This is a genomic window from Mycoplasma sp. 613B (assembly GCF_054343485.1).
The window spans coordinates 1-26,658 of the sequence record NZ_JBTGVH010000009.1; the positions used below are offsets into that span (position 1 = coordinate 1).

The 26,658-nt window shown below is 23.9% G+C and carries 25 protein-coding genes and 1 other RNA gene; 20 read left to right on the top strand and 6 right to left on the bottom strand.

Features of this window, described 5'->3' with window-relative positions; translation table 4 throughout:
* The first annotated feature begins 119 nt into the window (after positions 1-119).
* From ACXX87_RS02015 to ACXX87_RS02040, 6 genes are all read left to right on the top strand, one after another.
* Positions 120-1,019, top strand: a complete 900-nt coding sequence (locus ACXX87_RS02015) for a restriction endonuclease subunit S (RefSeq protein ID WP_458573182.1) — start codon at positions 120-122, stop codon at positions 1,017-1,019.
* Positions 1,012-3,915 carry a type I restriction endonuclease subunit R gene (locus tag ACXX87_RS02020; RefSeq protein WP_458573183.1) on the top strand — a complete coding sequence of 968 codons (2,904 nt, stop codon included), beginning with the start codon at positions 1,012-1,014 and terminating at the stop codon, positions 3,913-3,915. The genes ACXX87_RS02015 and ACXX87_RS02020 overlap by 8 nt, the downstream gene beginning before the upstream one ends.
* Before the next feature lie 187 nt (positions 3,916-4,102).
* On the top strand, positions 4,103-5,095 hold the full coding sequence (gene hrcA / locus ACXX87_RS02025; RefSeq protein ID WP_458573184.1) for a heat-inducible transcriptional repressor HrcA: 993 nt from the start codon (positions 4,103-4,105) through the stop codon (positions 5,093-5,095).
* Positions 5,096-5,119: 24 nt separating this feature from the next.
* Positions 5,120-5,785, top strand: a complete 666-nt coding sequence (locus ACXX87_RS02030; protein WP_458573185.1) for a nucleotide exchange factor GrpE — start codon at positions 5,120-5,122, stop codon at positions 5,783-5,785.
* 1 nt (position 5,786) lies between these two features.
* Entirely contained in the window at positions 5,787-7,397 is a 1,611-nt protein-coding gene (gene argS, locus ACXX87_RS02035) for an arginine--tRNA ligase (RefSeq protein WP_458573186.1), read from the top strand.
* Positions 7,397-8,500: a 3'-5' exonuclease gene (locus ACXX87_RS02040; protein ID WP_458573187.1), complete on the top strand. Its 1,104-nt coding sequence runs from the start codon at positions 7,397-7,399 to the stop codon at positions 8,498-8,500. The genes argS and ACXX87_RS02040 overlap by 1 nt, the downstream gene beginning before the upstream one ends.
* 98 nt (positions 8,501-8,598) lie before the next feature.
* Here ACXX87_RS02040 and yidC read toward each other — a convergent pair whose 3' ends face one another.
* Genes yidC through rpmH form a run of 3 tightly spaced genes read right to left on the bottom strand, consistent with a single transcriptional unit; the run spans position 8,599 to position 10,848 of the window.
* Positions 8,599-10,377, bottom strand: coding sequence for a membrane protein insertase YidC (yidC, locus tag ACXX87_RS02045; RefSeq protein ID WP_458573188.1), 1,779 nt, complete (start codon positions 10,375-10,377; stop codon positions 8,599-8,601).
* The gene (rnpA, locus tag ACXX87_RS02050) at positions 10,364-10,696 is read right to left on the bottom strand and encodes a ribonuclease P protein component (protein WP_458559595.1); all 333 of its coding nucleotides are present in this window, start codon (positions 10,694-10,696) and stop codon (positions 10,364-10,366) included. Before rnpA ends, yidC begins: the two co-directional genes overlap by 14 nt.
* A 2-nt stretch (positions 10,697-10,698) precedes the next feature.
* Positions 10,699-10,848, bottom strand: coding sequence for a 50S ribosomal protein L34 (gene rpmH, locus ACXX87_RS02055; protein WP_436358736.1), 150 nt, complete (start codon positions 10,846-10,848; stop codon positions 10,699-10,701).
* Between the two features lie 293 nt (positions 10,849-11,141).
* Between rpmH and dnaA the strand changes: the two genes are divergently transcribed.
* From dnaA to ACXX87_RS02090, 7 genes are all read left to right on the top strand, one after another.
* Positions 11,142-12,539 (top strand): chromosomal replication initiator protein DnaA, encoded by a 1,398-nt coding sequence (gene dnaA, locus ACXX87_RS02060; RefSeq protein ID WP_436358737.1) that lies wholly within the window; start codon positions 11,142-11,144, stop codon positions 12,537-12,539.
* 128 nt (positions 12,540-12,667) lie between these two features.
* On the top strand, positions 12,668-13,768 hold the full coding sequence (locus ACXX87_RS02065) for a DNA polymerase III subunit beta family protein (RefSeq protein ID WP_436358738.1): 1,101 nt from the start codon (positions 12,668-12,670) through the stop codon (positions 13,766-13,768).
* 11 nt (positions 13,769-13,779) lie between these two features.
* Positions 13,780-13,989: an RNA-binding S4 domain-containing protein gene (locus ACXX87_RS02070; protein WP_436358739.1), complete on the top strand. Its 210-nt coding sequence runs from the start codon at positions 13,780-13,782 to the stop codon at positions 13,987-13,989.
* A gap of 61 nt (positions 13,990-14,050) precedes the next feature.
* A complete protein-coding gene (mnmG, locus tag ACXX87_RS02075; RefSeq protein ID WP_458573189.1) occupies positions 14,051-15,868 on the top strand; it encodes a tRNA uridine-5-carboxymethylaminomethyl(34) synthesis enzyme MnmG in 1,818 nt (605 codons plus the stop codon).
* Positions 15,868-16,302 (top strand): 23S rRNA (pseudouridine(1915)-N(3))-methyltransferase RlmH, encoded by a 435-nt coding sequence (locus ACXX87_RS02080; protein ID WP_436358741.1) that lies wholly within the window; start codon positions 15,868-15,870, stop codon positions 16,300-16,302. Before mnmG ends, ACXX87_RS02080 begins: the two co-directional genes overlap by 1 nt.
* 15 nt (positions 16,303-16,317) lie before the next feature.
* Positions 16,318-18,225, top strand: coding sequence for a M13-type metalloendopeptidase (locus ACXX87_RS02085; protein WP_458573190.1), 1,908 nt, complete (start codon positions 16,318-16,320; stop codon positions 18,223-18,225).
* A complete protein-coding gene (locus ACXX87_RS02090) occupies positions 18,219-19,577 on the top strand; it encodes an aldehyde dehydrogenase family protein (RefSeq protein WP_458573191.1) in 1,359 nt (452 codons plus the stop codon). The genes ACXX87_RS02085 and ACXX87_RS02090 overlap by 7 nt, the downstream gene beginning before the upstream one ends.
* Here ACXX87_RS02090 and ffs read toward each other — a convergent pair.
* Positions 19,575-19,671, bottom strand: an RNA gene (gene ffs / locus ACXX87_RS02095) — signal recognition particle sRNA small type. The genes ACXX87_RS02090 and ffs overlap by 3 nt on opposite strands.
* A gap of 75 nt (positions 19,672-19,746) precedes the next feature.
* Here ffs and ACXX87_RS02100 point away from each other — a divergent pair.
* The 7 genes from ACXX87_RS02100 to ACXX87_RS02130 all read left to right on the top strand — a co-directional run bounded on the left by ACXX87_RS02100 (position 19,747) and on the right by ACXX87_RS02130 (position 24,520).
* Positions 19,747-20,757 carry a TMEM164 family acyltransferase gene (locus ACXX87_RS02100; RefSeq protein ID WP_458561007.1) on the top strand — a complete coding sequence of 337 codons (1,011 nt, stop codon included), beginning with the start codon at positions 19,747-19,749 and terminating at the stop codon, positions 20,755-20,757.
* A gap of 23 nt (positions 20,758-20,780) precedes the next feature.
* The gene (locus ACXX87_RS02105; RefSeq protein WP_458573192.1) at positions 20,781-20,993 is read left to right on the top strand and encodes a hypothetical protein; all 213 of its coding nucleotides are present in this window, start codon (positions 20,781-20,783) and stop codon (positions 20,991-20,993) included.
* 78 nt (positions 20,994-21,071) lie between these two features.
* On the top strand, positions 21,072-21,620 hold the full coding sequence (locus ACXX87_RS02110; RefSeq protein ID WP_458573193.1) for a hypothetical protein: 549 nt from the start codon (positions 21,072-21,074) through the stop codon (positions 21,618-21,620).
* Positions 21,621-21,622: 2 nt separating this feature from the next.
* Positions 21,623-22,333, top strand: a complete 711-nt coding sequence (locus ACXX87_RS02115) for a hypothetical protein (protein ID WP_458561009.1) — start codon at positions 21,623-21,625, stop codon at positions 22,331-22,333.
* A 217-nt stretch (positions 22,334-22,550) separates the two neighbouring features.
* Positions 22,551-23,237 (top strand): hypothetical protein, encoded by a 687-nt coding sequence (locus ACXX87_RS02120; protein WP_436358749.1) that lies wholly within the window; start codon positions 22,551-22,553, stop codon positions 23,235-23,237.
* The gene (locus ACXX87_RS02125; protein WP_458557258.1) at positions 23,224-23,619 is read left to right on the top strand and encodes a hypothetical protein; all 396 of its coding nucleotides are present in this window, start codon (positions 23,224-23,226) and stop codon (positions 23,617-23,619) included. The genes ACXX87_RS02120 and ACXX87_RS02125 overlap by 14 nt, the downstream gene beginning before the upstream one ends.
* A complete protein-coding gene (locus ACXX87_RS02130) occupies positions 23,600-24,520 on the top strand; it encodes a hypothetical protein (protein ID WP_458573194.1) in 921 nt (306 codons plus the stop codon). Before ACXX87_RS02125 ends, ACXX87_RS02130 begins: the two co-directional genes overlap by 20 nt.
* Positions 24,521-24,554: 34 nt before the next feature.
* On the opposite strand, the gene ACXX87_RS02135 is transcribed toward ACXX87_RS02130, so the two are convergent.
* A complete protein-coding gene (locus ACXX87_RS02135) occupies positions 24,555-25,553 on the bottom strand; it encodes an NAD(P)-dependent oxidoreductase (protein ID WP_436358752.1) in 999 nt (332 codons plus the stop codon).
* Complete coding sequence (locus ACXX87_RS02140) at positions 25,553-26,656, bottom strand: AEC family transporter (protein WP_436358753.1); 1,104 nt, start codon at positions 26,654-26,656, stop codon at positions 25,553-25,555. The genes ACXX87_RS02135 and ACXX87_RS02140 overlap by 1 nt, the downstream gene beginning before the upstream one ends.
* Positions 26,657-26,658 lie beyond the last annotated feature (2 nt).

Sequence of the window (26,658 nt, forward strand, 5' to 3'; positions counted from 1 at the left end):
TTCTCCTTAAATAAAAACATAAATTTGGTGTCCCAAATTTATGTCCCTGTTTAAATTTTTTTGATTTTTCATTTAAAGTACAATACTGAAAATTTGCTTTTCAATCAGTAGGAAAAGGTGTGTCCAGAGAAAATAGATGAACTTTATCAAATGATACTTTGCTAAATTATAAACTCCCCATCCCACCCCTTGATGAACAAGAGAAAATTGCTAATTATTTAGATTGAAAAATTAATGAAATAAATAGATTAATTTTTAAAGAAAAAGAAAAAATAAAGCAATATACAAAACTAAAGTCTAGTTTGATTTATAAAAAAATTTATAACTTTGAAAATTCTTTTGTTATTTCACTAAGAAAAATTTGTGAAATTATTAGAGGAAATACTCCTTTTACAAAAGATGATTTAAAAGATAAAGGACAGTTTGTTGCTTTACAATATGGAAAAGTTTATAAAACAAATATAATCGATGATAAATATAAGTTTTATGTAGATTCTTCTTTTTACAATTCTAATCAAATAGTGAAAAAAAATAATATTATTCTTATTTCCACTTCGGAAACTATTAAAGATTTAGGACATGTTTCTTTTTACATAAAAGAAGAAGATGGTTTAATTGGTGGAGAACAAATTTTACTAAAAGCAAAACATAATGTTTTTCCTAAATTTTTATTTTATTTAATAAAATCTATTAAAAATAAATTACAACTTTGTGCTTCTGGTATAAAAGTTTATAGATTTGGAATTAATGACTTAAAAAATATAAAAGTTTCAGTCCCTTCTTTACAAAAACAAAAAGAAATTTCTTTCTTTATAGATAATTCTTTTATAGAAATAGATAAAATCATTGATAAAAGTAAAAAATTAATCGATAATCTCGGACTTTTAAAACAATCTTTAATAGCAGAAGTAGTAACAGGACAAAAAGACATTAGACATATTCAAATACCTATTTATCAAAAGTTTGATAAAACTCTTATTTTAACAGAACAAGAAGAGGAAGATAAAATAAATGATTAACAAGTTTACTGATAAAGAAAAAAGTTTTGAAGAAAAAATTATTGATGATTTAATCAATATAAATAATTATTCATATTTTTCGTTTGATAATATAAATTCTTCTTTTGATAGAAATAAAGCAATAGATCAAGAAAGACTATTTTCTTTTATTAAAAATACACAAAGTGATTATTATTATAAAAATCATTTAGATACCGAAACAGGAAAAACCACTTTATTAAGTGCTCTTAATATAGCACTCCAAAATGAAGGTATTATTAATATTTTAAAAAATGGTTATAAAGATTTAATTCTCTTTTATCATTTATTAGATGATAATATAAAACAAGAAGAAGAAAATTTTAAACAAAACATTTTTTCTGTTACAAATCAATTACATTATGATGATACCAGCACTAAATCTGTTGATTTATGTATTTTTATAAATGGATTACCTATTTTTACAATGGAACTCAAAAGTAAAAACTCATCTACTAATCAAACTTTTAAGGATGCAGAAGAACAATACAAAAACACTAGAGATTCTTCTAAAACTTTATTTTCTTTTAAAAGATGTATTGCTCACTTTGCAGTTGATGAAAATCAAATTTCTTTTACTACTAAAATAAATGGAGAAAACACTTTATTTATTCCTTTTAACAAAGATTTTGATGATGATAACTCCAACATTCCTTTGAAATCTGATTTTCTTTGAAAAGAAATATTTAATAAAAAGAATTTAACAAATTTAATAACTAATTTTTGTTATGTAAATAATAATAAGGAAACTAATAAAGAAGAAGTTTTATACTTCCCAAGATACCATCAATGAAGAGTTGTAAATAAATTAATAGAAGCAGTAAAAAATCAAAAAGAAAATGAAAACGGAAAATATTTAATTCAACACAGTGCAGGAAGTGGAAAAAGTAATTCTATTACTTGACTTGCTTTTAAACTAATTACAGCAAAGAAAAATAATAAAAATATTTTTGATTCAATCATAGTTGCCACAGATAGAAAAAACTTAAATCAACAAATTAACAAAAATGTTTCTAATTTTAATGATTTAAAAAGTAATAGAGTAAAACCAAATAAGTCTAATGATCTAACTAAAGCTTTAAAAAATGGTAAAAAACTTATAGTTACTACTATTCAAAAGTTTTTACATACTGTTAAAAACATAGAAAGTTCTTTCGAACTACAAAATAAAAAATTTGCTGTTATTATTGATGAAGCACACTCTTCACAATCGGGTTCAACAGCAAGTAATATGAATGTTGCTCTTTCTGGTGGTTTTGAGCAAGAAGAAAATTCATCTACAGAGGATTTATTAATTAAATATATGAAATTACAACACATTCCTAAAAATGTTACTTTTTTTGCTTTTACAGCAACCCCAAAAGCAGAAACATTAGAAAAATTTGGCGATGTCTTTGATTCATATTCAATGAAGCAAGCAATTAAAGAAGGATTTATTTTAAATGTTTTAGAAAATTACACAACTTATACAAGCTATGGAAAAATAAAATATGAGGGTAATGAAAATCCTTTTTTTGAAGTTTCCAAAGCAAAAAAAGAAATTAAAAAACTTATTAAAAAAGATGAATTAAATATAAATAAAAAATCTGAAATTATAGTTAAACACTTTATAGAGAAAGTTTCTAATAAAATTAATAATAATGCCAAAGCAATGCTTGTTACAAGCGGTATAGAACAAGCAATTAAATACTATTTTAAAATTAATGAACTATTTAATAAACAAAATACCAATTATAAAGCTCTTGTTGCTTTTTCAGGTGAACAAGAAGTTGATGGTCAAAAATACACAGAAACATCAATAAATAAGTTTTCAGAAACACAAACAACAAAAGAATTTAAAGATAAAAATGAAAACAAAATTTTGATAGTAGCAAACAAATATCAAACAGGTTATGATGAACCTTTATTACATACAATGTATGTTGATAAACACCTTGAAGGTGTTAATGCAGTACAAACACTGTCTAGATTAAATAGATGTCATAAAAATAAAAAGAGTACTTTTATTTTAGATTTTCAAAATGATTGACAAGATATTTTAGATTCTTTTCAAAAATATTATGGTAAAACAAAATTAAAAAAAGAAACCGATCCAACACAATTAAAAGAATTATTTGATTTTCTTGATAATCAAGAAGTTTATACAAATGAAGATGTTAACGAATTTTGTGAAAAATACTTAAAATTGAAAAACGAAGATTTCCTTCTTTTAAACCCTATTTTAGATAAATGTGAATCTAACTTTAATAATTTAGAAATTAATACAAAAATACAATTTAAAAGTACAGTTGCAAAAGTTATTAAAACCGTTAATTATCTCTTAAACATAATTAATAACTTCAATCCAGAATGATATAAAAAAGCAGTCTTTTTTAATTGACTTTTAAAAAGATTACATATTGAAAAAGAAAACAATGATCTTTCAGAAATTGCTGAGAACATTAGTTTAGAAGATTTTATTTTAATTAAAAATAAAGAAGAAAATATAAATTTAATAGATGGAGATACTACTTTATCTGCAAAAGATATTAAACTTTCTAATGTTACTAATCAAAAAATAGATTCATTAGAAAATATAATAAATATTTTTAATGAACAATTTAAAGATATAAAAATAGAAAATCAAGAAAAAATAGCAAATTCTGTTTTGAATTTATATAACCAAGTATCAGATGATGATAAACTAAAAAATGCTCTTGCTTCATCTAATGAATCTGCCATTGAAGAAGAATATGAAAATGCTTTTAAAAAGAATATCCAAAAACTAATGGCAAAAGAAAGTGAATTATTTAATAAAATTAGAGATAATGAAGACTTTGCTAAATGATTGAAAGATTTTGTTTTTGAAATAGTTATGAATAATGTAGCAAAAAATTAATTTTTTCTTTCCCAGTTGTAACAATTAAAAAACTGTTTATGCCTGTTTTATGGGGCAAATCGTTTTTTATTTATCTAATTTAATTACATTTTACTTGCTAAATTTATGAACATATAAAGAATTCTTACTTTTTAAAATTTCTTAATAAAAGTTTGTAAAAAAAAGAAATTAGAATATAATTTTTATTATGGAACATAAGAGCGCCGCTAAAAAGAAATCTTACTTAAAATTTATAATTGAAAGTTACATTGAAACAGGAGAACCAATTGGTTCAGAATCACTAAAAGAAAAATATAAAATTAACGCTTCTTCTTCTTCGATAAGAAGCATAATGGCTGAACTTGAAAAAGATGGTTTTCTTGAAAAATCTCATGTTTCCAGTGGAAGAATTCCTACTTTAAAAGCATATGAATATTATGCAAAAAATTTAACTTCACAAACCGATGCAGATCTAGAACAAAAACTAAATGATATTTTTGCTAAAAGAAGAATATCTATTGACAAAACACTTGAAGAAGCAGCAAAATTAATATCAGAATTTGTCGGTATTACTGTTATAACATCAGAACCATTAGGATCTGAAAGATTAAGGTCTATTCAATTCACTGCAATTGATAACTTTATGGGAGTTATTGTATTAGTAACTTCAACAGGAAAAGTAGAAAACAAAATAGTTTCTTTTTCAAATGAAGTAGAAAAAGAAGACATAAAAATAGCTATAAGGATTTTCAAAGAAAGATTAATTAATGTGGCGTTAAATGAAATCCAAAAAATTGTAGAAATTTTAGTTCCAATATTGGCTAAAGAAATAAAAAACTTAGATAATGTTTTAAAAACCTTTATGCAAAATATTTTTAATTTTAAAAATGAATTTGAATCAAAAATTTATAATAAAAATAATTTAATTTTATCTAGAGATATATCGAGAGAAAAATTAAGTGAAATTTTAGATTTAATAGAAAAAAAATCAATTTGAGAAACTATTGAAAATAAATTGGATGAAGAAAAAAACATAAAAATTCAAATTGAATCACAAGAAGCTGTTTTTATTTCTAAAAAACTTGAAAATCAGAATATAAATAAAGAAATCAGTGTTGTAGCTCCAACTACAAGATTAGATTATTCTAAAGTTTTATCAGCACTTAATCTATTGGAAAAATTTCTCAAAAAAGAAATATAACTTTATATTACTTTAAGGAGAGAAATGGAAAAAGACATTAAAAAACAACAAGAAAAAGTTGAATCAAAAGACAATAATACTGAAAATATTAAAAACAAAAGAACAAAAAGAAATTTTAAACACAAAAGAAATTACAATAATAAAAAAGATGATTCTGTTTCAGTACAAGAAAAAACTAAAATCAAAACCTCTCTTTTAGAATTAGAAATTGCTAAACTCAAACTAGAATTAGATAAAAACAACGAAGAATTAAAACAAAAAGCAATTGAATTACAACAAAAAGCAAAAGAAGAAATTCAAAAACATAAAGATGAAACTTCTTCTAAATATGAACTAGAATTAACTAATATAAAAAAATATGGAATTCAAAAATTCTTTGAATCATTTTTAATTCCTTTAAAAAACTTTGAATTAGCAATTAAGGCAGGAGAAAAACAAGACAACTCTGCAGTTCAAAACTATGTTAAAGGTTTTTCAATGTTATTAAAACAAATTGAATTAATTTTTGCAGATTTTGGTATTACAAAAATTGAACCTTCTGTTGGCGAAAATTATAATCCAGAAATCCACGAAGTTTTTGAACTTGAAAGCAATCAACAACTAAAAGATAAAATTATTAGTGTTAAAAGCAATGGATATAAACTTTATGATAGAGTAATCAAACCTGCTTCGGTAGTAGTAGGTAAATAAAATGAATACCAAAGAACAAATTATTCAATCTTTAAAAGATGTTTTAAATGATTTAAAAATTGAAAAAAATATTATATTAACCGAATCCAAGGGATTTGGTGATTATTCAACGAACCTAGCAATGACTCTTAAATCAGATTTAAACAAAAATCCTTTAGAAATTGCTGATTTAATCGTTTCCAAAATAAATAAAGAAAAATATTCTATCTCTAAAATAGAAGTAGCAAAACCTGGATTTATTAATTTTTTTGTAAAAAATAATATTTATGTAGAAGAAGTAAATAATATTTTAAAATTAAATCAAAATTACGGAAAACAAAAAGAAAATCAAATTATTAACTTAGAATTTGTTTCTGTAAATCCTACTGGTTTTTTACACCTTGGACACGCAAGAGGGGCGGCAATTGGAGCAACATTAGCTAATATTTTAGAATTTGCTGGAAACAAAGTTATAAAAGAATATTATATTAATGATGCTGGAAATCAAATTGATTTACTTGCTGAATCTGTTTTTGCAAGATATTTGCAACACTTTGGCAAAAAAGTAGAATTTAAAGAAGATTATTATAAAGGTAGTGATATAAAATGGGCTGCTCACGTAATAATTAAACACTATAAAGATAAATACATAAATAGTTCTATTAATGATTTAGAAACCATAGATTTTTTTAAGAGAGCATCAACAGCTATAATGCTTGGTCAAATTAAAAGGGATTTAAGTCTTTTTGGAATTAAATTTGACAACTTTTTTAGTGAAAAAACTCTTTATAAAGATGATAAAATCAAACTTGCTTTACAGAAATTAAAAAATACTTATAAACACGATGGTGCACTTTGATTAAAAACCACAAAATATGGAGATGATAAAGATAGAGTTCTTATCAAAAAAGATGGTTCTTTTACCTATTTTTTACCAGATATTGCATACCATAATGACAAATTAACAAGAAACGATGGTGTTACTAAATTAATTAATATTTGAGGTGCTGATCATATTGGTTATATAAAAAGAATGGAAATTGCAATTGATCAATTAGGATTTGATTCTCAAAAACAATTAAAAGTTTTAACTTGTCAAATTGTTAGATTAATGAAAAATGGACAAGAGTTAAAAATGTCCAAAAGAAAAGGAATTACCTTTACAGCAAGAGAATTAATTGAATTGGTCGGTAAAGATGCAGTAAGATTCTTTATGATTGACAGAACAGAAAATTCAGGATTAGACTTTGATGTAGAATTAGCATTAGAAAGTAGTCAAAAAAACCCTGTATTTATGATTCAATATGCTTATGCTAGAGCAAATCAATTAATTAGTAAAGCAAATAATAAAGAAGTATTTGCTTCAAACTTTAGTAATGAAAATGAAATTAAATTAATTAATACTTTAAAAGATTTTCCAGATTTAATTAAAAAAATTAGTAGTAACTATAAAATTCACTTACTACCAGAGTATTTAATTAAATTAGCTAAAGACTTTAACTCTTTTTATTCAAATTCTAAAATTTTAAATTCTGATAATGAAGAGAGTTTATTAGCACTTTCTAAAGCTACTAAGATTGTTCTAGAAACTGGATTAAAACTTATTGGTGTTTCCACCCCAGAAAGAATGTAATGGAAGCTTTAAATGAGCAAATATTTGAAGAAAAACGTTTAAATATTCTTAAATCTAAAAAACTACCAAATCTATTCAAAGATAGCTATGTTATTTTTGATTTAGAAGGTTGTGATGATGTGGGCACTCTACTTGAAATTGGTGCTATCAAAGTTAAAAACAACAAAATTGTTGATACATTTTCCAAAATAATTAAACAACCACCTGATTTTGTAAATAACTTTATAAGTTGATACAATAATATTTCTAACGAAGAAATAAAAGAAAAAGGTGAAGATGCAATAAAGGTTTTAAGCGAATTTAAAATTTTTATTGAGGATTTAAATCTTTATGCTTTTAATGGAATGCATTATGATTTCCGTACAATAAAGAAATCTTATAAATCTCGTGAATTAGAAAAATTACCTAACAAAATGATAGATATTGGTTTTTACTTTCAAACGTTTAATAAAGTTTTCTTTAATACAGATTCTTATTCTTTAAATTTTCTTTCAAATTTGTTTGCTGTAGATAATCGAGATATTCACAGAGCACTCAAAGATTGTATAATAACTTTTGAAGTTTATAATAAAACTCTAGTGCTTGATGAGTTGATTAAAGCAAAAGAAAGACTTGAAAATGCCATTATAAACAATAGAGAAGATAAAGAATTAAAAGAATGAAAAAGAAAATATTTTTTAAATAAATGTATATTTGACTATAAACAATGTATAATTTGTGGTAAGAAATTAATACAAAAATACATCGGTTGAGGTTGTATTGACTATGTTTGAGATTATAAATTAAAGAAAAGTGTAGGAAAATGTAATTTTTTTATAAAAAATATAAGATGAGAAAAAATAAAAAATAAGGAGCAAGAAATGGACACAATGATCAGTTTATCAGTAGAAGTTTTATCAACAAAAAGCTATATGCAATTCGAAGAAATCTTTACTTTTGTAAAAAATAAACTTCAAAAAAAATGATTTGAAAAAGGTGAATTTACACACGAAGAAAAAGAATTGATTTTGCAAAAAAAACGTGGTGAATTATACAGATTATTAACTGTTACTAGTGATTTTGAAAGACTAAATGATGGTACTTGAAAATTAAAAAGTAATTAATATAAGTATATTTCATTTTAAAAGAAAATTCCGTTTTTTCCTTATGTTTTGGCAAAAACGGTTTTTTAATTAAGAAAAAATAAGGTATTGCTACCTTATTAAGTTTTCTTTGGTTTATTAATTCAAGGACGAACTTTTTCTTTAAATACTTTAGTTCTTTGGAAGTAGTGAACAAAAAGAATTTGTCCTATTTCTCACACCCCTCCAACTATTCAATAAACTTGTAAGGATGCTTGGAAAATAACTCCAAATACAACAAATAAAATCATAGTGTAATTTTGAGTTTTTTGTTGCTTTTTCAACGCTTGCGACTCTGCCGCATTGATAAGTCGTTTGTTTTGTTTTCTATTTAAAATTCTTGGTAGAATTTGTTGGAATAATTGAATTATAACAGTGAATAAAAGGATTGGTAAATAAATCCATTGTCCTGCAAATAATTCTTGATAAGAAGTTGATGCAAGATTTATTCCTAATCATGTTGTTGCTTTAATACCTGGTAATCCTTGTAATATTCTTCACATCGCAACAAATATAGGCATTGTTATAAGTAATGCTTGAAATTGAGCAGCGGGACTTATATTATTCTTTTTATATAATTCAGCAATCTCTTGTCTTTGTCTTGCTTCCATTTGTTTATTACCTTTGTGAGGTGCATATTTAGCATCGATTTTTGCTTTCTTAGCTTGCACTTCTTGTTGTTTAGATTGACTAAATAAAGTCTTAAATCTAAATGCAAATGAAAGTAATTTAGTAAGAATAACAGCAATTATTATAGTAATAATAGCAGGTCATCCTTGAAGTCCTTCTAATGACATAGAACCCAATAGAGCAGCCATTAATTTAGACATCGGTCAGATAAATAACCCATAGAAAGGACCAAGTTGTCAAGCATCACCTCAAGTAACAATTATTTTTTGAGGTTCTGCTCCTTTATATGATAATAAATCTGATGGATTTTTTGCACTTCCTGGTTCAAAAGCAACAATTCCATCACCAATCTTTGTATAATGTGTTGCTTTTAAAATTTCACGCAAGTTTGCTGAATAATCATTAACTAATGATATTGATTGTTCAGAAGCACCAGAACCTTTTTCTTCTACTTCTTTAATAGCGTTTTCTAATTTGTTATTATTATATTTGTCAAAATTTACAAGTTGATTATTTAAATAATGAATTACATCTCTTGCAAATTTATTATTATTTTCTATAAAATCTTCATTTGGGATAATATAATCTTTAACCGTTTCAAAATATGAATAGATAAAAGGATCTTTTTCATTTACATATTTTGCATTGTGAGTTAATTTTCGATTATCCTTAAACTCTCTTAATAATTTTATTTCTTTTCAATCATTAAATTTTTGATTGTAGTTTTCGGTTGTAGAATTGAAATATAATAATTCTCCATTATCTCCTTTTGGATACTGATAACTACTTTGTCCTTCTATGGGTTTATCACTTTGATAAACTATTAAAGTGTTGTAATTACCTCATTGTCCATAACTACCTTCAGCTTGTTTTTTTAAAGATTCAATAACATCTTTTCTTTCTTTATCTTGGTTAGAAACATAAAAGTTATCGTTATTTTTTTTGATATTTAAAACTTCTTTTCCTTCTTTATTGGTTTGTTTTTTAAAAACTACAGCATTAGGAGCAATTTCTTCTTTTGAATTATAGAATTCCACCCCAGACCCTGCGTGTGATGAAGTTTTAATTGCGAATGATTGAATACAACCAGTTAAAGTAACTCCGAAAATAAATATATAAATTAAAACTTTAAATCATTTTCAAATTTTTCTTCAAATATTTTTCTTTTCAGAATTATTATTACCGGTGAAGAAGTCATAAGATTTTGGTTTTTGCTTATTCTTTTCCACTTCTTAACCTCTCATATATTTTTATTACTTCCTTTTCTTTTTCTGAAAAAGGTAAAGATAAAAAACTTTTTCTTAATATTAAAACATTTTGAAAAGGTAAATCAATAAAATTCATTTTATTTGAAATTATTGCTTTAATTTGACGTCTAAAAAAATTTCTTTCTACAGCAATTGCAAATTTTTTTGGAACAGAAATACCAATTTGAAAATTTTTATGTTTTTTATAATATAAAATTAAGTTTTTTGTGATAATTTGTTGTTTTAAACTTATTACTTCTTGAAATTCTCAATTTTTCTTAAGTCTATTTTCTTTTTTCATAATTATTTATTTGAATCTGAAACAGTTAATCTCATTCTTCCTTTAGCTCTTCTTGAAGCTAAAACTTTTCTTCCACCAACTGTTGACATTCTTGCTCTGAACCCATGTGTTTTAGCATGTTTTCTTTTATTTGGTTGATAAGTTCTTTTCATATGCTCTCCTTAAAGTTTTTTTAAATAAAAAGATACATTTTTTATGTATTTTAATTAAATATTAAAATTATAACAAAATAAAGATTAAAAAGGAAATAAAAAAACTTTTTTTCACAACTTTTTTTGTAAAAGAAAAAAAGAAATTTTTTTATTATTTTATATGTTAAATCATATTTTTTTTGCCTTTATTTAGGTTTTAAAAATGTGGCAATCTTGTTATTTCTAAAATTATTTATAAAATTATTTTTTATTTTTTAACATTTTTTATTTTTTTATTTTATTATTTAATAACTATGTCTAATATTGTTAATAACTATGAAGAAAATTTGTTAAAAACAAATAAAAAAATATTAAAAGAAATTGAAAAAGAGATTAATGACTCTATTATTTTTTCCACATATTTTTCTAAGTTAAAACTAAAAGAAATTAATGAGTTTTCTGCGGTTTTTATTGCTAAAAACAATGTGATTATTAAAGATATTAAAGAAAATTATTTGAGTTTTTTAACATCTGCTATTGTTAAAACTTTAAAAAGTGAAAAAGCTGTGGAAATCATTCTTGAAAACACTATTGTGAATAAAGAAAAAGAAAAACAAGTTATCAACAATAACACAAAAGATATTAACAATTTTGTCACTAACATAGATTTTAAAGATAATTTATTACCAGATTTAACATTTAAAAATTTAGTAACAGGTAAATTTAACGAAGATTTAATAAAAATAGCTGATAATTTGTTAAAAACTAAAAAAGTAGAATTTACTCCTATATTCATCCACTCAAAATCAGGATTAGGAAAAACCCACTTTCTAAACGCTTTAGGAAACGCAGCAAAAGAAATAGGACTTAAATCTTATTTTCTAAACCCAGATGCCTTTACTAACCAAATTTCTTTAATATTAAAAGAAAAAGATATAGAAAAAATAAACAATTTTTCTTCTTTTTTAGAAAGTGTTGATATCTTTTTAATAGACGATGTTCAAATGCTTGGTTCAAGAGTAAAAACTCTAGAATTTTTATTCAATATTATTAATAATTTAAAAAATAATAAAAAGCAAATTATCATTTGTTCTGATAAAAAACCAGAACTTTTAGGTGGATTCGAAGATAGGTTTATAACAAGATTTCAAAGTGGTTTAACTTTAGAAATAAAAAAACCTAATAATGAAGATTTACTCAAGATTTTAAAATTTAAAATCGAACAAGAAAACTTTGATTTGAACAAATGAGACAACAAAGCTTTAAGCTTTTTAACAAGAAATTTTTATCACTCCATAAGAGAAATCGAAGGGGCTTTAAATCAAATTAAATTTTCTGTAAAAAACTCACCAAAAGATTTAACTTTCAATGAAAACCTTCTTAATAATATTTTCCACGAAACCGTTCATTTCGAAAGGGAAATAACACACGATAGAATAATTGAAAGCGTTTGTTTATATTACAGAGTAAAAGAAGAAGAAGTAAGAAGTAAATCAAGAAAAAGAGAAATTGTTATTGCTAGATCGATGATAATTTACCTAATTAGAGAACTGCTTTCCTTTAGTTATGAAAGAATTGGTATCTATTTAGGTGGCAAAGATCACTCAACGATTATGGCTTCTTATAAAAAAATAGAAAAAGATATAGAAACGTCCCATGAACTTAAAAATGCAGTTAATTCATTAACAAACAAAGTAAAAACTGTTTCTTAATTAATCAACATCTTTTTTGCCTATTTTTAGGTTAAAAAGATAAAACTAACTAAAACTAACATTGCTAATAATAATATATTAGAAAATAAAATAAATATAAAATAATAAAATATAAAAGGAAAAATAAAATGAATTTTAAAATTGAAAAAAAATATTTTGAAAAAGAATTTGAAAGAATTGGTGTTTCTATAAATACTTTAAATTTTATCCCTTCTTTAAGAAGTGTTAAAATTGAATTAAGACAAGAAGGATTATATTTATATGGTTCAGATGGAGAAATTTCTATAATTGGACATATTTCTTCTGAAAACATAAAAAATATAAATGAATTAGGTTCTTTTTTAATAAATTATTCAATGTTAAAAAATATAATTAAAAAAACTGAAGGAATTTTAGAATTTAAAATCGAAGATACTAATTTAACTATTAAAAACAAAGATGATTTATACAAAATTAATATCCAAAATGATGAAGATTTCCCAAACATTAGATTCGATTTATCAGGTCAAAAAATATCAATTCATTCAAAAGACTTTAAAAAAGCAATTAAGGATACTAGTTTTGCTGCTACAATCGATAGTTCTGAAGTTATTTTAGATTGTATCAATATAAATGCTATGGATGGTAATTTAAGAATTTCAGCAACAGATAGATATAGAATATCAACAGAAATACTTCCTATTGAATCTCATATTGAATTCGATATTTCTATAATAGCTAGAAATTTGAAAAATTTCATTCCTAATGACTATGAAGGAGAGTTAGAAATTTATGTTGAAGATAATAAAATAGAAACTATTGTTGAAAATACAAAAATACAATGTAAAGTTATTGATTTTCCTTATAAAGATATTTCTAATGTTTTCCCAAATATAGATGATTTAGTTTATAAAATTGAAATCGATAAAAAAGAACTTAGTGAGTTAATATCTAAAGCTTCTATTTTATCCAATGATCAATATTTCAAATTAAATGTTAGTGTAAACCAAGAAGAATTTACTATGAGTGGAAACAAAGAAGAAACCGGGTTTATTTCTGTAAAAACTAAAGAAATGAAGTTTGAAAGTTCTAATAGTGAATTAAACTTTTCTATAAATCATAGATATTTAAAAGATGCTATTTCAGTTTATGAAGGTTTGATTTATATTTTTGTAGATAAAAAAATAAGAAAAGTTTATATAGTTTCACCTTCTAATAAAAATAATAAACAATTAATAGGAACTACATAGAAAGGAAAAAAATGAAAGTAGAAATAACAGGAGAATTTATAAAATTAAGCCAACTATTAAAAAAAATGAACTTTATTGATTCTGGTGGTGCAGCAAAAGAGTTTTTAGCAACTAACCAAGTTAAAATCAATGACAATAGCGAAGTAACTAGAGGTTCAAAAATTAAGGTTGGAGACATCGTTTGAGTAAATGATGAATTATTTCATATTGTAAGTGCATAAAAAGAAGAAAAAATAAAAAATCTTCTTTTTTATTTGCTTAAATAATTTAAAATATAAAAATATGAATAAATATGATGCAATAATAGTTGGCGGTGGACATGCAGGTATTGAAGCCACATATGTTTTAGCAAAACAAAATTTCAAAGTTTTACTAGTAACTTTAGATAAAAATAAACTAGCTTCAATGCCATGTAATCCATCAATTGGTGGTCCTGCTAAAGGAATTATAACAAGAGAAATAGATGCACTTGGCGGAATGCAAGGTATTTTCGCTGACAAGGCAATGATTCAAATTAAGATGTTAAATGAATCAAAAGGACCTGCAGTAAGAGCGATGCGGGCTCAAATTGATAAAGACAAATATTCAAAAGTAATATTAGAAGATATTGAACAACGAGAAAATATCGATATTTTAGAAGATATTGTTGAAGAATTAATTCTTGAAAACAACTTGGTAAAAGGAGTTAAAACGGAAAAAGGAAATATTTATTATGCTAACGCTGTAGTATTAACAACAGGAACCTATATGGATTCAAGAATTTTAAGAGGAGATGAAATTCAAAAGAGTGGTCCCGATGGGCAAAGAACAAGTAATAAACTTTCAATGTTTTTAAAAAATAATGGATTTGAACTTATTAGATTAAAAACAGGAACGCCACCTAGAATTTGAACTGATTCAATTGATTTTTCTAAAATAGAAGAAGAAATTTTAGAAAATAATAACCTTCATTTTAGTTTTAAAAATGAAGTAGTTCTCGAAAAACAAATTCATTGCTTTTTAACATATACAACTCCAAAAACACACGAAATCATTTTGAATAACCTAAATAAATCTAGTATGTATTCTGGTTTAATCGATGGAGTTGGTCCAAGGTATTGCCCTTCAGTAGAAGATAAAATAGTTCGTTTTAAAGATAAAGAAAGACATCAAATATTTTTTGAACCAGAAACTGCTAAAGGTGAATTGATGTATATAAATGGTTTATCAACTTCAATGCCTATTGAAGTGCAAAAAGAAATGGTTAAATCAATTCCTGGTTTAGAAAACGCAAGAGTAGCTAAATGAGCTTATGCGATAGAATATGATGCCATAAATCCTTTACAATTAAAAAAATCACTTGAAAGTAAAAATATTAATGGTTTATTTTTTGGTGGTCAAATAAATGGAACAAGTGGTTATGAAGAAGCAGCTGGACAAGGATTAATAGCAGGAATAAACGCATCTCAATATTTAAAACAAGAGGAACCAATTGAAATTCTCAGAAGTGATGGTTATATCGGAGTTTTAATTGATGACTTAGTTACAAAAGGGACTAATGAACCATATAGAATGTTAACTTCAAGAGCAGAATACAGGTTATTATTAAGAAACGATAATGCTGATTGAAGAATGAAAGATTATGCTTTAAAAGCTAATATGATAAGCAAAGAAGGGTATAATTTAGTTATTGATAAATACAAACAAATAGAGTTAAAAATTGAAGAATTAAAAAACACTTTTGTATCTTCAAAAAGTGATTTAGCAATTAAATACAACGCAATTAATGGACAATCTTTATTTCAACTAGTTTCAAGACCTGATGTAGATTATCTTGAAATATTAAAAAACTTTAAATTTGCTTATGAACTTGTTGTATTAGCAAGATTGGATGGTTATATACAAAAACAAGTGCATGATGCAGAAAAAATGTTAAAACTTGAAAAATTAAAAATACCAGCTGATATAGACTATAAAAAAGTTGATAATTTAGCAAATGAAGCAAGAGATAAATTAATTAAAATCAAACCAACCACTATAGGACAAGCATCAAGAATTAGTGGTATTAATCCAGCAGATATTCAAATGTTAATGTTCTATATAAAGATGAGAAATAAATAGTGAAAATAACTATTATTGCAGTAGGAAAACTTCAAAAAAATTATTTAACCTTGTTCCAAGAATATGAGAAAAAAATAAGTTTTTTTTCAAAAATAGATGTAATAGAAATAAAGGAATTACAAGAAGAAAATATAGAAATAAAAAAGGAAAAAGAAACAAATAAAATATTAGAATTAATTCCAAAAAACTCAACAGTTTTTCTTTGTTCTTTAAAAGGAAAACAAATGGATTCTTTTGAATTTTCCAATTTAATTGACAAAAGTAATATAACTTTTATAATTGGTGGTTCTAACGGGGTTATTGAAGATAAAATAGATGCTCAAAAAATAAATTTTTCTTTACTAACGTTTCCACATCAGTTATTTAGAGTGTTACTTGTTGAACAAATTTATAGAGCATTTGCTATAAAAAATAATATAAAATACCACAAATAAAAAGAAAGAGGAAAAATGAAAAAAACATTATTAAAAGATGACTTTTTCAGTCACATAAATAAAGTATGATTAGAAAACACAAAAATACCAGAAGATAAATCAAGTATTAGTGTTTTTTCTGAACTTGATTTAAACTTAGAAAAACTTTTAAAAGATTTAACAAAAAAATGACTTAAAGATACAAGTACTTTAAATGAAAATTCAATGATGTTGGAATATGTTAAGTATTTTTCGATGCTAATGAATGAAAGTAAAAGAAAAGAACTTGGTTGAGAACCGGTTAAACAATATTTATCTAAATTAGAAAGTTTAAAATCCTTTAAAGATTTATTTTCACAAGATAAAGAATTTTGACTTTTATACGGGTTTTTACCTTTAGAAAAAGATTTATACGAAGATTTTATTGATAATGAAAAAAGAATTTTTTGATTTGGAGATTTTAAAACAATCTTGCCAAACAAAGAAAGTTATTCAAACAAAGAAGAGTCAGAAAAATTATTAAACACTTGAAAAGAAATGGTTTTATTTTTATTAAAAGACTATGGTAAAACAGAAGAAGAAGCAAATAAATTAATATCAAATGCTATTAAATTTGATGACATTTATAAAGATTATATTCTTTCATCGATAGAACAAGCTAATTATGTTGCTTTATATAATCTAAAATCAAAAGAAGAATATAATTCATATACCAAACAGTTTATTATTTCTGATTTATTAGAAAGTTTAGTTTCACAAAATGTGGAAGCAGTTTCAGTTTCTAATATAAAACTTTATGAAAATTTTGACAAAATTTTTAGCGATGAAAATTTTGAATTTTATAAATCATTTTTATTTATAAGAAACTTATTACAAACAACTAAATTTTTAAGTGAAGAAATTAGAATTAAAGCAGGGGAATTTGGTAGAAAAGTTTATTCTATTGAAACCTATAGAAATTTAGAAAATTTTGCTTTTGATATGGCAAATGAATATTTTGGAATGCCTTTAGGTATGTATTATGCTGAAAATTATTTTAGTAAAAAAGCAAAAGAAAATATTGAACATATGGTTTCTAATATGATTGATGTTTATAAAATGAGATTAAATAATAACAATTGATTAAGTAAAGAAACTATTCAAAAAGCATTAACTAAATTATCTACCATTCAAGTTATGATTGGTTTTCCAGAAGTGATTAGACCATATTATTCAAAATTTAAAGTTAAAACTTATGAAGAAGGTGGAAATTTATTTGAAAATGCGCTTAAATTTAATAAATATTTAGTTGAATATGCATTATCTTTATTTGGTAAAACAGAAGATAAAAGATATTGATCAATGTCTCCTGCAACAGTTAATGCATATTATAATCCATTAAAAAATCAAATAGTTTTTCCTGCAGCTATTTTAGCAGATCCTTTTTATAATTTAAATAGACCATCATCTTATAATTATGGTTCTATTGGTTGTGTAATAGCTCATGAAATTTCTCACGGTTTTGATAATCATGGTGCTCAATTTGATGAAAAAGGAAAATTAAACAATTGATGAACCGATAAAGATAGAGAAGAATTTGCAAAAAGAACACAAGCAACAATTAATTTATTTGATAAAGTAGAAACAGACTTTGGACCAGTTAATGGAGAGTTGACTGTTTCTGAAAACATTGCAGATTTAGGTGGTTTTGACTGCGCTTTAGAAGCGGCAAAACAAGAAAAAGATTTTGATGCCAAAAACTTTTTTGAAAGCTGAGCAACAAGTTGAAGAATTATTTTAAAAGAAGGTGCAGCAAAAAGACAATTGGAATCAGATGTTCACTCACCAGGAAAAGTACGTGCTAATGTTATTTTAGGAAATAATGATTTATTTTTAGAAACTTATGAAATTTCTTCATCCGATAAAATGTTTATACCAAAAGAAAAAAGGGTAAAAATTTGATAAATCAAAAAGAATTAGAAAAAATCTATCACTTACAAAGGGAAGATTTTTTTTATTTTGGTCCTTTAAGTATTAAAGATAGAATTGAAATTTTAAAGAAAATTAAAAGATTTATTCAAGAAAAAGAAGAAGAAATTTTTAAAGTTTTAAAAGAAGATTTAAACAAAGATAAATTAGAATCCTTTGTTTCTGAAATTGCATTAATTTATAAAGAAATAAATCTATATGTAAAAAATATAAAAAAATGATCTCGTTCTAAAAAAGTAAAAACACCTTTTTATTTATTTCCATCTAAATCAAGTTATAAATATGAAGCATATGGACAAACTTTGATTATTAGCCCTTGAAATTATCCGATTATGCTTTCTATTATACCTATTATAAATGCTATTGGTGCAGGAAATAGGGTAATATTAAAACCTTCTGAATTTTCAGAATATTCATCTAAATGATTAATGAAATTTTTTAATGAAAATTTTGATCATAAAATCATTTATTGTGCTAATTCTTCTTTAGAAACATCTAATTTTCTTTTAGATCAAAAGTTTGATCTAGTATTCTTTACTGGATCAACAAATGTAGGAAAAATTGTTTTAGAAAAAACTTCCAAATTTTTGACTCCAACCATTTTAGAGTTAGGTGGTAAATCACCAACTATAATTTGTTCTGATGTAAATTTAGATAAAGTTGTTGAAAAAATTTATTATGGTAAATCATTAAATTCAGGGCAAACATGCACAACTCATGATTATGTTTTAATAGATAAAAAAATAGAAGATGAATTTATACAAAAATACAGAGAATATGTACAAAATCAACTAAAAAACAACCTCAAAAATGAACCTAAAATCATTAGTGAAAAACATTATAATAGACTATTGAAATTAGTTAACTCAACTGAGTTAAAAATTAATCATGAAATGAAAATAATCGAACCTTTTATTTACAAAGCATCATTAAATGATACGATAATGCAAGAAGAAATTTTTGGACCAATTTTGCCTGTTATTTCTTTTGAAACTATTGAAGAAGCAATTGATATTGTTAAAAGACAACAAAAACCACTTGCTCTTTATCTTTTTAGTAAACAAAAATCAATTATTAATAAAATAAAAAAATTACAAGCAGGAGCAATCATTATAAATAACACAACAGAACATGTGGCAAATTCATATTTACCTTTTGGTGGCATTGGAAATTCAGGACTAGGGAAATACAGGGGATATAGCGGTTTTAAATCTTTTAGCCATCAAAAATCTTTTTTTATAAATAAATTTGTATTTAAACCTTTAAGTTTGGTAAAAAAACCTTTTAATAACAAAAAGTTTTCTTTACTGAAAAAGATTTTTAAGTAAAATAAAAAAACCACTAAACACAACACTTCTCGATGTGGCTGCTACATTTCTGTCCTGACCAGGTTACAAGGTTTTTGTTTTAATGGCATTTATATTATATATTAATATTTGATTTTAAAAACAAAAAATAGTATTATAATTTATATACAAAAATTTGAAAGGAGAAAAAATGCAATTTTTAGATTTTTTTAATTGAAGAAGAAATGTAGTTACATTTGCAGAGTCTAAGATTTTATTTTATTCAATTTTTGCATTAATTCTTTTAGCAACTACTTTTGTTTGAATTTATAAATCAAAAATATATAACCATTTTAATTCAAACCCAGATAAAAAATATTTAAAAAATTTAAACAAAGATCAATTATTTATGGTGATAGGTGCTTTTGTAATAATATTTAATATTTTTAGAATAATTTTATTTTTGGTTCGCGATTATCCTTGAAAATGAGAATTAATTCCTTTACATTTATGTAGATTTTATATAGTTTATTTTGGATTTATTTTCCTTTTCAAAAAGGCACACAATATTAAATATATTAGTATATTAGCTTTTTTAGGTGGAATAGTAGGATTTTTATTTGTAAATTTAGGACCTGTTCCTGAATTTATTAATCAAGACAGAATTTATAATTCTTTCCAACCAGGGACAATAGAATATGAAAGAGCAGGGTTTGACTCTGGATATGACACTTATGCTTACTGAGATTTTATATTAACTCATGGATTTGTAATTTTTATCCCAGTTCTAACACATATTGCATATGGTGAAAAAGCAAAAATAAACATTACGGTAATAACACAAGGACTTGTAATGATGTTAATTTTAGGAATAGTAATATTTTTTGTTTCTTGAATAATGTATGAAATTTTACAAAAAATAGACAACCCTAAATTAAAAATAGCATTAGATCCTAATTGGTTATACCTTGGTAGAACTGGAATAGGGACTTTGGGAAAACTAACAAGATGACCTTTAAATATAGTAACTTTATCAGTTTTAGTTCCTTTACTTACTTATTTAGCATATTTTATTTATGTATTGTTATCTTCTATAGAGTTTGGTAATTTTAATGAAAAAAACAAAAATCCTAAAATTAAATTTAGAAAACCAAGAGAAGTTTTCCAAGAACAACAAGATTGAACTTTCTTTAAAAAAATAATGAAAAAAGAAACTAAATAAAATTTATTCTTTTAAGGAGAGAAATGAATAGAATAGAGAAAAAAATCATAAAGTTTATAGTTATAGATACAAATTTTTTAATAAAAGATGAAATAAGAATAGAAAAAAATATTAAATTATTAGAAGAAGAAGATTTGTCTAAAGAAGTAGAACCTTCTTTAGAAGAATATTTAGAACATGCTAATAAATTATTTAGAAATTTAGAAGCACAACCATTAACACTAGAAGAACTTTAAGAACATATTGATTTTATTTCAAGACTCACTCACACTAATCTAGATAATGATTTACACAGCAAAAATAAAGAAGAATTATTGACAATAACAAATTTAATTTTAGCTGGAGATAGAGAAACTTTATTTAAAATATTAAAATTAAAAGAAATAAAAAGTTATACACAAACAGACTATGATTTTTATAAAAATTATGCAGAAAATATAAAATTAAGAGAAGAAAAAGAAAAATTATTAGAATTAATAGAAAAATTAAAAACTGCTAAAAAAACATTATCTATTTTTACTGGTGTGTTAGCCGGAACTTCCGCTTTAAGTTTTGCTCTTGCTTCTTTCGGTTTTGTTGGAGCCTTACCAATAGCAATAGCTGGTTCTGTTGGAGCAACTGCTTCTGCTTCTATTGTGGCAGGAATAAAATTAGCGTTAGTTAAATACGAAGAAGAAATGGCTAATATTAAAAAAGCTACTTATTCATTATCATCTATTTATACTTTAGGACATAGCATTTCTAATATATTAAAACCAATTTTAATTGCTAGCGGTGCAACTATTTCTGCATCAACATATTGATTTCCTGCGGCTTTTAATGCTGTATTATCAATAACATCAATTTTATCTCTATTGTTTTAATCATGAAATCATTTTTATTAATATTATTAGCATTTATGCTTTTTTCATTATTAAATTCATTGTTTTTCTTTGTGTCTTATAAACAAAAAACTTTTTTAGAAAAAATAGACAAAAGAATTTGAAAAGCGCAAAAAAATACAAAAAATACAAATAGTTTGATTGAATTTATAGATATTTGAGAAATCATTATTAATATTTCCTTTTTTATATTTTTTATAGTAATGTCTACAATTGAATCTTACAATCAAGAAAGCAATAATGTATATTGAATCTTATCGATTATTTTTAGTATTTTGTTCATAATTTACTTCATATTAATTTTTGTTATTTATAAGATAAAACTTTCTAGAAAAACAAAAAGCAAAGAAAAAACAGAAAATCCAATCCAAGAATTAATTAATTTTTGAGAACAAAATAAAGACTTAGAAAAATACAAAAACTTAACTTTTTATAGAAAAAACAAAAGTAGAAAAGATTTTATAATAAAAAGATTAAATAAACAAATTGAGTTAATTAAAAAAGAAAAAATGACTGATGCTGAATTATTTAATTCCTTAATTAATATTTATTTTTCTTGTTTTGTTATTTATTTATTTGGAAACAGTACATATATTTTTAAAGATAAAAACTATATAAATAGAAGAGAAAAAGATTTTTATAAAATAACACTTTGATACACACTAAATTTGTATTTTTCAAAAAACAAAAATTAATTTTATAGAGAGAATACCTATATAAAAAGGTATTTTTCTTTTTTTAAAAGTGATATAATATATTTACATATATTATGAAAAAAAGGAATTTTGAAATAAAAAAATAAAAAAATATAATTTTTTGCTTTTTTAAATAGTACACTTTTATTTAAGTATTATAATTTAATTATATATATTATGTAACTTCATTTTAAAATGAAGGGAAAGAAGGAATATTATGATTATAGATTTACCGATAAAAATAGAAAGTAGAGCTGTAATTCCTGTTATGGAATTATTATATGATAAACCGTGAGATCCGAAATTAGGAAAAAATATTGATGCAGGATGAGATAGGATTATGGACTTTTTGAATGAAAATAAATGAGAATATTTGCAAAAATTTAAAGACGGAAAAAGTTTAATAAAACTTTTAAAAGAAGTTACCATTTTTTATGAAAAAATTTTATCAGATCATATTTTAACCGAAACAAAAAAAGAAATTTCAAGTAATTTAGAAACTTTTTCAGAAGTTATAGGTTATCCGGCGGATGTTTTAGATAACGAAACACCACTTTCAACAATTTTAAAAGCTTCATCATTTTTGCTTAGTAGTTTATCTCTTTTAAGTAGTCAATTAATTTTGCAAGTAGGAATACTTCCAGATAAATTTATTTCTTTATCCAGATATTTAATAGAAACTTTATATCAAGAAGTGATACCTAATATAAAAATAATGGAAGAAACAATGAAAGAAATAGAAAATGAACTAGGAAAAAATAGTTTTATTTCTTTTTTTAAAGGTTATTTAGATTTAAAAACAATGATGTCGAATATGCAAAAAGCACTTTTTGATTTTAAATATTACACAGCCAGAAATGCTTACTCTGAAATTTATAAAAATAGAATAAATGATGGAAAATAAAGAAATTAAAAAAATACTAAAATGAATAAATAATGATTATTCATTTTTTAGACTTATATTCTTTTTAACTTTTAATTTTTTAATCCTTATATTTCCTTTAATTTTACTGATAATTGATTTAATTTTTAGAACTGAGATTTACAATAAGTTAGCTGCAAGTAGTGTAATTGCTTCACTTCTTTTTTATTTGTTACCAATTTTATTTTTTCCTTTTATATTATGAATATTAATAAAATACATTTTAATTTTAACCATTAAAATACAGATTTTAAAAAATAAAGAAATAGATTATAATGACTATAAAAATAAAATAAAAATGTTTTTTATAATGAATTTTAATTGAAAAAGATTGAGGGGAAATTATGAAGACAAACTTCTTTAGTTTAAAAAATGAAGTTGAAAAATTAACTTATTTAAGTTCGAGATTTAAATTATTTTTCTTTACCTTTATAGATTCTTTTATTTTCATTTTAACCTTATTTTTATCTATATTTTATTTAATCAAAATTAATGAAGCATCACATAAAGAAGTGATTATATATATTATTGTTTTTTGTTTTATATTTTCTATATTCTTTTTATTTGCAGCATTAAGAAGAGTTATGATTTTTGGACTATTATATTTTTATTATGAAAATAGAAGTAATTTAATTTGTTTTGCTTTAATATTATTAATAAATTTATTTTCTTTAAGAATTGGTTCAGTAATTAATGGATTTAAATTTATTAAAAACAGAAAAAATCTAAATTTCATAGAATCTAATTTAGATTTTGATAAAGTAATTTTTATAGGAGAAAAAGGTTTAGAATTATATTTTGATGATTTTTTTATAATAAAAAGTATTACTTTAATTTCTGATGATAAAAATTATGATTTAAAAGCAAAAATAAAGGATTTTTGTATAGAAATAGAACGAGATAAAATTTATAAATATAAAGATATTGAAATAGTTTTGGCAAATACACAAGAACTTTTTGTTGATAAAATAGATATTCAAAAAATTAATAATTTTAAAACCTTAAAATTTTATATTTTACTTTGTTTACTCATTAATTCTTTATATTTAAACAAAAATAATTATAAAAAAATGGTAGACAAAATTAATTTAATAGATTTTGTTTCAGAAGACGCTTGAATTTCTGATCAAGAAATAATGAAAGCAAAATCACAGCTAATATTACCTTCTAATTTAAAAGAAAATCTTTATCTAAAAGAAACAAAATATTTAGATAATTTATGACTTATGTATAGGATAATAAGGTTATTTATAAGTAAAGAATAAAAAAAGTTAACAATTATTTGTTAACTTTTTGTTTTTAGTAAACTTTATTTTTACAATCTCCGGTAGTTAAAAATTCATTTAAGTTATCAAAAGATTGTTCAACCATATTTGCAACTGCTTCATCTGTATATGAACCTATGTGTGGAGTTGCAACAAATCTTGGATAATAAGTCATTAATTTTTGAACTGTTTCATTTGGAAGTTCTTTTTGGTGTTTTTTAAAGAAAATTTCACCTTCGTTGTTAAATACATCTGCAGCAATAGCACTTAATTTGTTAGTTTCTAAAGCTCATAATAAAGCATTTTCATCTTGAATTTGACCACGAGCCGTATTTATTAAAATAGCATTATCTTTCATTTTGGAAATAAAATCTTTATTTATCATTTTATCATTTTGACCTTTAATATAAGGGATGTGAAATGAAATAATATTTGATTTTGCTAATAGGTCATCTAAATTGGTGTATTCCAGTACTTCTTTTGCCTTGTCATTTGGAAAAGGATCAAATCCTAAAACTTTTGCACCTATTGATTTAAAAAAGTGAGCAGTTCAATATCCGATTTTTCCTGTTCCAATAATTCCTACTGTTGTGTTTTTAAATTCTCTTGCAAAACCAAAAGGATCAACGGTAAAATCTTTATTATAACCTTTGTGAGCAAAGTGAAGACTTTTTCTATTTAACATTACACCAAGTGAAAATGCTAATTCTGAAATAGCTGTTGGAGAATATGAAGGAACTCTTGCTGATTTGATTCCTAGTTCTTTCATTTTCTCTAAATCCATATGATCTGTACCCACAATTCTAGCTAAAATGTATTTAATACCAAAAGAATGAATTTTTTCTACAACAGCAGCATTAACTTTATCGCTTGCTCTTGTGATAACTGCATCAAAACCTTTAACACTATCAACAGTATTTTCATTTAATGAGTCAGAACGAAGTTCTAATTCATAATTGTATTTATTGAATTTGTGGAAAATTTCTTTTTCCACTTCTCTTACTCCAAAACAAATAACTTTTATATTTGCCATTAAAATACCAATCCTAAAACAACTATTCAAACAGGCATCATTACAATAGCACAAAGAGTTGCTAAAGCAGAACATTGTGCTGAATAAGTTTCATGCATTTTATATTTCATTGAATAAGCAATAACAACTGTTGAAGGTGGAACTGCAGCAAAAATAACCATTGAACTTGCAACATGACTAGTAACTACTCCTGTATATTTTAAAGGTAACATTATTAATAGAACTAGTGATGGTATTGCTATTAATTTAATTGCTACAAATATTCAAACTCATATATCTTGTATTGCGTTTTTCAAAGGAACTGTAGCAATAGTCATACCAATTGTTATTCAAATTAATGGTGAAGCTAAACCAGAAAGAGTTTGAATTATTTTGTGTAACGCAGGAAGAGTTTTACTTAATTCAAATCACCCTAGTATAACTCCTGTTTTGTTACCGTTTTTATCTACTACATTTCAAGTACCACCAGGAATTAATTGACTTAATCATAAAATTAAACCAATAAATGTAGCGATAACAATTGGATTTAATAAAGCGGTTTTAATTGATTTTGAAAAGTTTGCTTTATTGAATTTAAGACCAGACATCAACATAAAACATAGAGAATAAAGGAAAATTCTGTATGGAATGTTTCAGATGTTAGCTGCTAAAACCCCATTTTTGTCATAAACTGCTTGAATAATAGGTAGTCCAAAGAATGTTGTTGAACCAAAAATTAACATCATTCAAATAACTAAAGCTCTTGATTCTGTAACATTTTCGCCACCTAAAGTTTTGACAACTTTAGATTTGGATAATTTGGGAACTTTTACAAATTTAACTCAAACTAGTGCTATGATACACAGCACTATGTAAAAAGCAAAAGCGACTCCAAGAATTACAGCTTGTTCAATTAAACTTTTAATTGTAATGGTTTTCATAAAACCGTTTAGTGCAAGAGCAGGTAAAGCAATTAATAAAACAATTTGATTTATAATTCCTTTACCTTCTTGTTTTAAAATTTTAAATTTTGCGAATAAGTAACCTATTGTAATAATCCCGATAGAAGCAATTATTGCTCCCCATAGGGATTGGTTACTCACTGTTTTGATAAATTGATCCATAT